The sequence below is a fragment of the Actinomadura sp. NPDC048032 genome (assembly GCF_040653175.1).
GTDB classification, from domain to species: Bacteria; Actinomycetota; Actinomycetes; order Streptosporangiales; family Streptosporangiaceae; genus Spirillospora; species Spirillospora verrucosospora.
In genome coordinates this window covers 1-9,383 of the sequence record NZ_JBEZJP010000337.1, presented here as the reverse complement: position 1 = coordinate 9,383, position 9,383 = coordinate 1, and the positions used below count along the sequence as shown (strand labels likewise).

Sequence of the window (9,383 nt, the reverse complement as noted above, 5' to 3'; positions counted from 1 at the left end):
GGTGTCGGCGTCGCTGAGGTCGTAGGCCTCCTCGACGTGGCTCCTCGGCGGGCTCGGTGAGCGGGAGCAGGACCTGGAACCGGGTGTCGCCGGGCAGCGACTCCACCCGGATGTCGCCGCCGTGCCGGCCCGCGACGATGCGCCAGGAGATGTCGAGGCCGAGCCCCGTGCCCTGCCCCACCGGCTTGGTGGTGAAGAACGGCGTGAAGATGCGGTCGAGGTCCTCCTCGGGGATGCCGATCCCCGTGTCGGCGATCTCCACCAGCGCGTAGTCGTCCTCGCGGGCGGTGCGGATCGTCAGCGTGCCGCTGCCCTGCATCGCCTGCAGCGCGTTGACGATCAGGTTGGTCCACACCTGGTTCAGCTCGGCCGCGTACACCGGGACGGGCGGCAGCGTCTCGTCGTAGACGGTCTTGACCGTCACGCCGTCGCCGAACTTGCGCTTGAGCATGGTGAGCGTGCTGTCCAGCAGCTCGCGCAGGTCGGTGCGCCGGTAGGGCGCGCGGTCGAGCTGGGAGTACTGCCGGGCCGAGTCCAGCAGCGCGGTGATGCGGCCCATCGCCTCGGAGATCTCCGCCTGGAGCTGGGTCACCTCCATCACCTCGGCCAGCCAGCGGATCGCGGCGGGCAGGTGGCCGCCCGCCGCCCGCTCGACCTCCTCGGCCTGCTCGATGCCGATCCCGGCGGCCACCAGGCCCGGCGCGAGGTCCCAGGCGTCCTCGACGCCGTGCTCCTCCAGCCAGTCGCCGAGCTCGTCCTCGGCGTCGCTGACCTCCAGCGGGCTGCGTCGCCCGCCGGGCGCGGCCGGCAGCGCCGGGCGCAGCGACACCAGCGCGCTCAGATGGGTGCAGTCGACGCCCTGCGCGGCGAGGTCGGCGAGGCTCTTCTGCGCGCCGATCAGCCGGTCGCCGAGCTCGGCGCTGGCCCGCGCCGCGGCGGCGGCCGGGTTGTTCAGCTCGTGGGTGAGGCCCGCGGTGATGGTGCCGAGCGCGGTGAGGCGCTCGCGCTGGTCGACGACCCGCCGCGCGTTGGTCATCCCGAAGAAGACGCCCTCCAGCAGGTGCGTGGCCATCGGGAACCACTTGCGGACCATCTTGGCGAACTTGTACGCCGGCAGCACGAAGACCCGTGTGGGGCGCGTCGCGCGCAGCGAGTGCTGGTACCTCTGCTCGATCTTGTCGCCCAGGTACGCCTGCACCGCCCCGCCGTAGGTGCCGGGCCGGTCGGTCCGGCTGACCTGCGCCACGTGGCCCCGGACGTTCTGGGTCATCACCATCTCGCCGTCGAGCAGCACGTAGAGGAACTCCGCGGCGTCGCCCTGGGCGCAGATGATCCCGTCCCGCGGGTAGTCCGCGACCGTCCCGCAGGCCGACAGCCAGCCGAGCTTCTCGTCGTCGAGGTCCTCGAAGAGGAACAGCTCCCGCAGCTGCTCCGGTGACGCGGTGTTCATGCCTGCTCCAGGTAACGGTGGACCAACGCGACGGCCATCGCGCCGTCGCCGACCGCGGACGCCACCCGCTTCATCGACTCCGCGCGGACGTCGCCCGCCGCGAACACCCCGGGGACGCTGGTCTCCAGGTGGTAGGGCTGGCGGGCGAGCGGCCACCCGGCGGGGCGGCGGCCCCCGCCGACGAGGTCGGGCCCGGTCAGGACGTACCCGCGCGCGTCGCGCTCGACGAAGCCGTCCAGCCACTGCGTGCCCGGCTCCGCCCCGATGAACACGAACAGCCAGTGCGCGTCGATGGTCTTCTTCCCGCCCGGCCACGCGAACGTGAGGCGTTCCAGCCGGTCGGCGCCCTCCGCCGCGCACACCGTCTTGCCGGTGTGCACCTCGATGTTGGGCGTCGCCGCGATCTGCTCGACCAGGTAGTGCGACATCGACTTCTCCAGGCCCTCGGCCCGGACGATGATGTGCACCTTCCTGGCGTACTTGGCCAGGTGCACGGCCGCCTGGCCCGCGGAGTTGGCGCCGCCGACGACGGCGACCTCCTCGTCCGCGCAGGACGGCGCCTCGGTGAGCGCGGCGCCGTAGTACACGCCGCGCCCGACGAAGTCGTCCACGCCCTGCGCGTTGAGACGCCGGTAGGAGACGCCGGTGGCGAGGATGACGGCGTGCGCGGCGATCTCCGTCCCGTCCGACAGCCGCGCCACCCGGGCCGTGCCCCGCGCCTCCAGGGAGGTGACCTCGCCGGCCTGCAGCAGCTCGGCGCCGAACCGGTCCGCCTGGCGGCGGGCCCGGTCGGCGAGCTGCGCGCCGCTCACCCCGTCGGGGAAGCCGAGGTAGTTCTCGATGCGGGAGCTCTGCCCGGCCTGGCCGCCGAGGGCGCGGCGCTCCACGACCACCGTCCTCAGGCCCTCGGACGCCCCGTACACGGCCGCGCCGAGGCCGGACGGGCCGCCGCCGACGACGATCAGGTCGTAGAAGCCGGTGGACGGGGTGCTCGGCAGCCCGACCGCGGCGGCCAGCTCGGCGTCGGACGGGGCCGACAGCGTCTTTCCGTCCGCGGTGACGATCAGCGGCAGCTCCGGGCACGCCGCCGCCGTGACCAGCTGGGCGCCCTCGGGGTCGCCGTCCATCAGCCAGGTGTAGGGCACCTGGTGGCGGGCCAGGAAGTCGCGGACCTCGTAGCAGCGGGACGACCAGCGGTGCCCCACCACCCGCAGCTCGCCCGGCGGGCGCCGGTCGACGCGCGCCCAGGCGTCCAGCTGCTCGTCGATCACCGGGTAGAACTTCTCCTCCGGCGGGTTCCACGGCTTCAGCATGTAGTGGTCGAGGTCGACGTCGTTGATCGCGCGGATCGCCGCGTCGGTGTCGGCGTAGGCGGTGAGCAGGATCCGGCGCGCGAACGGGAACAGGTCCATGGCGCGTTCCAGGAACTCCACGCCGTCCATCCCGGGCATCCGGTAGTCGGCGAGCAGCACGGCCGTGTCGTCGCCGCGCAGCCGCAGTTCGCCCAGCGCCTCCAGCGCCTGCCCGCCCGACTCGGCGCGCACGATCCGGTACCCCTCGGCGTACCGGCGGCGCAGGTCCCGCGCCACGGCCCGGGACACGCCCGGGTCGTCGTCGACCGTCAGCAGCACTGGTTTGGACAACATGTCCCCCTCGTTCCGACACAACCCCGTACGAAAGCCTACGTGGATCCGGCGCCTGGCGCGCGGGGCCCCGCACCGCCGATCGGGGCCCCGCCGCCCCGCCGCCGCCGCGGCATCGGTCATGATCGGCACATGGACCTGCGCGTTGCTCTGATCGGATACGGCACCGGCGGCTCGGTGTTCCACGCCCCGCTGATCTCGTCCGTCCCGGGGATGCGGCTGGCCGCGGTCGTCACCGGCGCCCCGGAGCGGCAGCGGGCCGTGCGCGAGCGGTACCCGGAGGCCGAGGTCCTCGACAGCGTGGACCGGCTGTGGGGGGCCTCGGGCGCCTGCGACCTGGTGGTGGTCACCGCCCCCAACCGGCAGCACGTGCCGCTGGCCCGGACGGCGCTGACCTCGGGCCTGCCCGTCGTCGTGGACAAGCCCGTCGCGGCCACCTCGGCCGACGCCCGCTCCCTCGCCGCGCTGAGCGCCGTCCGGGGCCTGCCGGTCTTCCCCTTCCACAACCGCCGCTGGGACGGCGACTTCCAGACGGTGCGGCGGCTGGCCTCCTCCGGCGCCCTCGGCGACGTCCGGCGCCTGGAGTCCCGCTTCGAGCGCTGGCGGCCGCAGGTCAGGGAGAGCTGGAAGGAGAGCGCCGACCCCCGCGACGCGGGCGGCATCCTGTTCGACCTCGGCTCCCACCTCGTCGACCAGGCCATCGCGCTGCTCGGCCCCCCGGACCGGGTCTACGCCGAGATCGACACCCGCCGCCCCGGAGCCACGGCCGCCGACGACGTGTTCGTGGCCCTGACCCACCCGGGCGGCGCCCGGTCGCACCTCTGGATGAGCGCCACCGCGGCCAGCCCCGGGCCGCGCTTCCGGGTCCTCGGCAGCGACGCGGCGTACGCGGTCTCGGGCATGGACGTCCAGGAGGAGCAGCTCCGCGCGGGCCTCACCCCCAAGGACCCCGGCTACGGCATCGCTCCGCCCGGGTCCAGCGGCATGCTCGGCGTCCCCGGGCACGAGGCGCCGGAGCCCACGGCCGCCGGGGCCTACCACGACTTCTACGCCGGCGTCCTGCGCACTCTGCGGGACGGCGCGCCGCCCCCGGTCACGCTCGCCGAGGCGATCACCGGGCTGGAGGTCATCGAGGCCGCCGCCCGCTCCGCCCGCGAGTCCGCCGTCGTCGAACCCGGCGACCGGTGAGAAGCCGGGGAGGGGCGCGGACCCGTCAGAGCACGGAGACGTGGACGTGGTCGAAGTGGTTCTGGGTGACGCTGCCGCGGTCCTCCATCTGGCTCCAGCCGCCGCTGCCGCGCATGTCGTAGATGCGCTGCTTCCAGATGACGTACTTGATGCCGAGGCGGGACGCGTTGTCGATCACGTACTGGGCGACCCGGTCGCCGTGCGCCTGGGCGGACGCGCTCGGCATCCTGCCGCCGGTGCTCTCCATGAAGTCGCATGCCCGGCCCGAGCCGTGGTCCTGCGGGTCGCCGGGCCGCGCGCAGCCGATGGTGGGGAAGGCGCCGAACTTCCCGTCGATCTCCAGCAGCACGGTGCGCATCCGCGCGGTCATGGAGTTGCCGACGATCGGGGACTTCGCGCCGCTCGCCCCGTCCGGGCGGCCGCCGCCGGCGGGGGCGGTGGTGCGGGTCGTCTCCGGCTTGTACTTGGCGAGGAGCTTCTTGACGCGGGCGCGCTGGCCCTCCAGGTCGTCGATCTCCTTCTTGACCGCGTCCAGCTTCTTCCTGGCCGTCGCCTGCGACTGGACCGCCTTGGCGCTCAGCGTCTCCAGGTTCTGGATGCGGCGGCCGTTGTTGCGCGTGATGTGCTCGATCACGGCGGCGTCGCGGACGGCGGCGCCCGGCTCGGCCGAGGAGATCATCGGGATCACGTCGAGGCGGCCGGTCATGTAGGTGGTGGACGCCAGGCGGGCGATGTCGACGCGGGCGGCGTCGTACTCCCGGCCGGCCCGGGTCGCGTCCGCGCCCGCGCGCTCGGCGGCCTTCTTCGCCTCTTCGAGGGAGACCAGCTCGCCCCGGTACTCCTTGGAGAGCTTCTCCGAGCGCGCCTTGAGCTTGGCGTACTCCTTCTTCAGGTCCTTCGGCTGCTGCGGGAGAGCCGCCGCGCTGCCCGAAACCGGCGGCAGCGCCGCCGAGACGCCCGCCGCGAGCGCCAGCGCCGCCAGGCGCTTCGCCGTTCCTCGCCCGCGCGGGGGGCGGGGAGTCCTGCCGGGGGGATCGAGGGCCGCCACAGATCTCTCCTAGATAACAAAGCTCAAGATTGGCGGCACATTACCACAATCGCCCTATTTACCTCACAAGCTTCACAAAACACACACCGTCACGCGCGGACTACCGGACGGCGCCGCGCCGGGAGGCCGAGGGCCGGACCGCCCGGTGCGGTCCGGCCCCTCCCCCGGGCACGCCGGGCGGACCCGGCGCCCCCCGTCACGGCCCGACGAGCTCCTCCCAGCGCGGCACCCGCGGCGACGACAGCAGCCGCAGCCCGGCCTCGGCGAGGGTCCGGTCGCCCTTGCGGTTGTTGCACCTGCCGCACGCCAGGACGGTGTTCTCCCAGGTGTCCGCGCCGCCGCGGGACTGCGGGTGGACGTGGTCGATCGTGTTGCCGCGCTTCCCGCAGTAGCAGCAGCGGCCCCCGTCGCGCAGATACACGCCGCGCTTGGTCCAGGGCGGGCGCCTGCCGTGCCTCCAGCGCATCGCGACGTAGCGGACGAGGCGCAGGACCCGCGGAACCGGGAAGCGGCCGAAGGTGCGGCCCTCCTCCGCCTCCTCGACCACGGCCACCTCGCGCACCAGCATGCGGATGGCGTGCCGCAGATCGACCCTCTGCATGGGTTCGTACGACGCGTTCAGGACGAGCACGTTCACCGCGTCACCTCCCTGGCCCGTGCCGCTCCCCCGCCAGGATTCGAACCTGGATATCCGCATTAACAGTGCGGCGTTCTGCCGTTGAACTACGAGGAAATGCTTCGGCAATTCTCCGCCTTCCGGGCATTTCCCGGAAGACCTCCCTGAGAATGCCCAGCGGCGGGCCGCGGGGGCAACGTGTTTTCCGGTCAGCGACCGGAGGCGGGGAGGGCGGACACGGCCGCCTGGTACTCCAGGGACTCGCGCTCCAGCCGGAAGCCGAGCTCCTCGTTCACGGCGAGCATGTGAGCGTTGTCGCCGGAATTGTCCGTTTCGATCTCCCGCACGCCGGGGCACTCCTCCCCCAGCCAGCGCAGCATCGCCGCCTTCACCCAGATGCCGAGCCGCCTGCCGCGGTGCTCGGGCAGCACCGCCGTGTCGTACTGCGCCGCGCGCCCGGCGCACCCGGCCGGCACCACGACCTCGGTGAACCCGGCGATGACGCCTCCCGACAGCGCCGCGACCGTGTAGAGGTCGTCGCCGCGCTTGGCGACGATCTCGGCCATCTCGCGGACGCGGTGCGCGTCCCAGGGCGTCCCCTCGTACTCGGCGAAGTCGGCCATGGCGTGCTTGGCGCGGGCGAGGGCGTCGGCGTGCTCGTCCGGCACCACGCCCCGCCAGCGCGCGAGCCGGTACCCGGCGGGCGCCGCGGCCAGCAGCCGCGCCACGCGCTCGGCGGGGACGTCGTCCAGCCGCAGCAGCATGCCGCGCAGGGTCAGCACGCACTCGAAGCCGTGCGACTCCAGGAACGGGACGGCCGGGGTGCCCGCGAGGACCTGCGCGATCACGCTGGAGCGGCCGTCGGCGCGCAGACCCTCCGCGGCCGCGGCGAGGAGCCGGGCGCCGAGGCCGCGGCGCCGGTACTCGGGGCGGACCTGGACGTCGACCTCGCCGGGACGGTCGGCGCCCGGCTCGCCGGGCAGCCGGAGCGCCGCCACCGCGGCCAGGGGCGCCTCCGCCCCGGGCCCGCCGGCGACCACCGCCCACAGCCGCTGCCGCGCGGCGGTCTCCGCGCCGAGCAGCAGCCGCGCCGTGCGCTCCGGGTCGGGCGCGGGTTCGCCGTCCGGTTCGGCGGCGTGAACGGCGGCCAGCACCGAGTGCCACTCCCGGATCTGCGCGTCCGTCGGATCATCGAGCGCGATGACGTCCATCCGACTTTTGTACCTGATCCCCGCGCGCCGTGACCGGGACCTGGGACAACCCAAGGTTTCGGACATACGGGAACCCCGTTCAGCGGTCCCGCGAGAACGCCTCCAGGATGCGCTCGGCGGCCAGCGCTGGCGTCAGCGTCCCCTCCGCGACCTCCCGCTCCAGGCCGGGTGCGGCCTCCCGGACGCCGGGGTGCCCGCGCAGGTCGGACAGCAGCCGGTCGCGGACCAGGGCCCACGTCCAGCCGACCTGCTGGCGGCGCCGCCGGGCCTCCAGCTCGCCGGACTCGCGGAGCCGGTCCTGGTGCCGGACGATGGCGTCCCACACCTCGTCGAGCCCGGTCCCCTCCTTGGCGCTGCACGTCAGGACCGGGGCGGCGCGGACGCGCTCGTCGCTGCGCAGCAGCCGCAGCGCGCCCGCCAGTTCGCGGGCGGCGCGCTCGGCCTCTGTCCTGTGCTCGCCGTCGGCCTTGTTCACCGCGATGACGTCGGCCAGCTCCAGGACGCCCTTCTTGATCCCCTGGAGCTGGTCGCCGGTGCGGGCGAGGGTGAGGAACAGGAAGGAGTCGACCATCTCGGCGACGGCCGTCTCGGACTGCCCGACGCCGACCGTCTCGACCAGGACGACGTCGTAGCCGGCGGCCTCCATGACCACCATCGCCTCGCGGGTGGCCTTCGCGACGCCCCCGAGCGTCCCGGCGGTGGGCGAGGGGCGGATGAACGCGGACGGGTCGGTGGCGAGGCGGTGCATGCGGGTCTTGTCGCCGAGGATGCTGCCGCCCGTCCGGGTGGAGGACGGGTCCACGGCGAGGACCGCGACCTTCCCGCCCTCCCCCGTCAGCCGGGTGCCGAGCGCGTCGATGAACGTGGACTTGCCGACCCCGGGCACGCCGGTGATCCCGACGCGGCGGGCGCTCCCGGCGTGCGGGGTCAGCTCGACCAGCAGTTTCTGCGCCAGCTCCCGGTGGTCCGGGCGGGCCGACTCCACGAGCGTGATCGCCCGCGCGATCCACGCCCGCGACCCGTCCAGCACCCCGGCCGCGTAGTCGTCGAGGCCCGGCGCGCTCACGGCGCGCCCCCTTCTCCCGTCACTCCCGCGCCGCCCCTCAGGCGCGCTCGGGCGCGGCGTGCCCGAGCGCGGCGGTGAGCTGCTCCAGCAGGCCGGTCGCCGCGTCCGCCAGGACGGTGCCGGGCCCGAAGATCGCCGAGGCGCCGGCCGCGCGCAGCTCCTCGAAGTCGCCGGGCGGGATGACGCCGCCGACGACGATCATGATGTCGTCGCGGCCCAGCGCGGCGAGCTCCTCGCGCAGCGCGGGGACCAGCGTCAGGTGGCCGGCGGCGAGCGAGTTGACCCCGACGATGTGCACGTCGGCCTCGACGGCCTGCAGCGCCACCTCGGCGGGGGTCTGGAACAGCGGGCCCACGTCGACGTCGAAGCCGAGGTCGGCGAACCCGGTCGCGATCACCTTCTGCCCGCGGTCGTGGCCGTCCTGCCCCATCTTGGCCACGAGGATGCGGGGGCGGCGGCCCTCGGCCTCCTCGAACGCGGCCGTCGCGGCCCGCGCCCGCTCGATGCCCGTCACCTGGCCCGCCTCCTCCCGGTACACACCGGAGATCGTACGGATCTGCGCCGCGTGCCGCCCGTAGGCCCGCTCCAGGGCGTCGGAGATCTCGCCGACGGTCGCCTTGGCCCGGGCGGCGTCGATGGCGAGCGCGAGCAGGTTGTGCTCCAGGCCCCGCGGGCGGGTGCCCTCCTCGGCTGCCTCGGCGGCGCGGGTGAGGGCCTCCAGCGCGGCCCGCGCCGCGCTCTCGTCGCGCTCCTCCCGCAGCCGGCGCAGCTTGTCGATCTGCTGCGCGCGCACGGAGGCGTTGTCGACCTTCAGGACCTCGATCTCCTGCTCGACGTCGGGCCGGTACTTGTTGACGCCGATGACGGGCTGCCGGCCCGAGTCGATGCGGGCCTGGGTGCGGGCGGCGGCCTCCTCGATGCGCAGCTTGGGCAGCCCCTCGTCGATCGCCTTGGCCATGCCGCCGGCCTGCTCGACCTCGGTGATGTGGCCCCAGGCGCGGCGGGCGAGGTCGTAGGTGAGGCGCTCCACGTAGGCGCTGCCGCCCCAGGGGTCGATGGTCCGGGTGTGAGCCGGACCTGCTGGAGAGACTCGCCCGCGAGGGAGGACTTCCCGCAGTGCGTCCGCCGCTCGTGGACGTCGCCGGCCTGCCGTGGGACGGC

At 74.2% G+C, this 9,383-nt stretch carries 7 protein-coding genes, 1 tRNA gene and 1 pseudogene; 1 reads left to right on the top strand and 8 read right to left on the bottom strand.

The window, feature by feature from the left end:
• Together AB0C69_RS31630 and AB0C69_RS31625 are read right to left on the bottom strand one after the other, a co-directional pair.
• The coding region (locus AB0C69_RS31630) for an ATP-binding protein (RefSeq protein ID WP_360358662.1) at positions 1-1,450 on the bottom strand (1,450 nt) is incomplete at its 3' end.
• Entirely contained in the window at positions 1,447-3,096 is a 1,650-nt protein-coding gene (locus tag AB0C69_RS31625) for an FAD-dependent oxidoreductase (protein ID WP_345176045.1), read from the bottom strand. The genes AB0C69_RS31625 and AB0C69_RS31630, both read right to left, overlap by 4 nt.
• A gap of 129 nt (positions 3,097-3,225) precedes the next feature.
• On the opposite strand from AB0C69_RS31625, the gene AB0C69_RS31620 reads away from it, so the two are divergent.
• Positions 3,226-4,281, top strand: a complete 1,056-nt coding sequence (locus tag AB0C69_RS31620; RefSeq protein ID WP_345176048.1) for a Gfo/Idh/MocA family oxidoreductase — start codon at positions 3,226-3,228, stop codon at positions 4,279-4,281.
• Between the two features lie 25 nt (positions 4,282-4,306).
• Here the strand turns inward: AB0C69_RS31620 and AB0C69_RS31615 are convergent, their stop codons facing one another.
• The 6 genes and pseudogenes from AB0C69_RS31615 to AB0C69_RS31590 form a co-directional block, all read right to left on the bottom strand.
• Entirely contained in the window at positions 4,307-5,329 is a 1,023-nt protein-coding gene (locus tag AB0C69_RS31615) for a hypothetical protein (protein ID WP_345176050.1), read from the bottom strand.
• A 196-nt stretch (positions 5,330-5,525) separates the two neighbouring features.
• On the bottom strand, positions 5,526-5,966 hold the full coding sequence (locus AB0C69_RS31610; RefSeq protein WP_345176053.1) for an HNH endonuclease: 441 nt from the start codon (positions 5,964-5,966) through the stop codon (positions 5,526-5,528).
• A 25-nt stretch (positions 5,967-5,991) separates the two neighbouring features.
• Positions 5,992-6,062 (bottom strand) — tRNA-Asn (locus AB0C69_RS31605).
• A gap of 92 nt (positions 6,063-6,154) precedes the next feature.
• Positions 6,155-7,156 (bottom strand): GNAT family N-acetyltransferase, encoded by a 1,002-nt coding sequence (locus tag AB0C69_RS31600; RefSeq protein ID WP_360358661.1) that lies wholly within the window; start codon positions 7,154-7,156, stop codon positions 6,155-6,157.
• A gap of 79 nt (positions 7,157-7,235) precedes the next feature.
• Positions 7,236-8,222, bottom strand: coding sequence for a methylmalonyl Co-A mutase-associated GTPase MeaB (gene meaB / locus AB0C69_RS31595; RefSeq protein WP_360358660.1), 987 nt, complete (start codon positions 8,220-8,222; stop codon positions 7,236-7,238).
• A 37-nt stretch (positions 8,223-8,259) separates the two neighbouring features.
• Positions 8,260-9,288 (bottom strand): annotated as a pseudogene (locus AB0C69_RS31590) (methylmalonyl-CoA mutase family protein); the annotation flags it as partial.
• Positions 9,289-9,383: the final 95 nt, after the last annotated feature.

What these genes read in the sequence shown, in the direction of transcription:
- AB0C69_RS31625 (WP_345176045.1), bottom strand. Translation starts at nt 3,096, where the DNA reads ATGTTGTCCAAACCAGTGCTGCTGACGGTCGACGACGACCCGGGCGTG.
- AB0C69_RS31620 (WP_345176048.1), top strand. Translation starts at nt 3,226, where the DNA reads ATGGACCTGCGCGTTGCTCTGATCGGATACGGCACCGGCGGCTCGGTG.
- AB0C69_RS31600 (WP_360358661.1), bottom strand. Translation starts at nt 7,156, where the DNA reads ATGGACGTCATCGCGCTCGATGATCCGACGGACGCGCAGATCCGGGAG.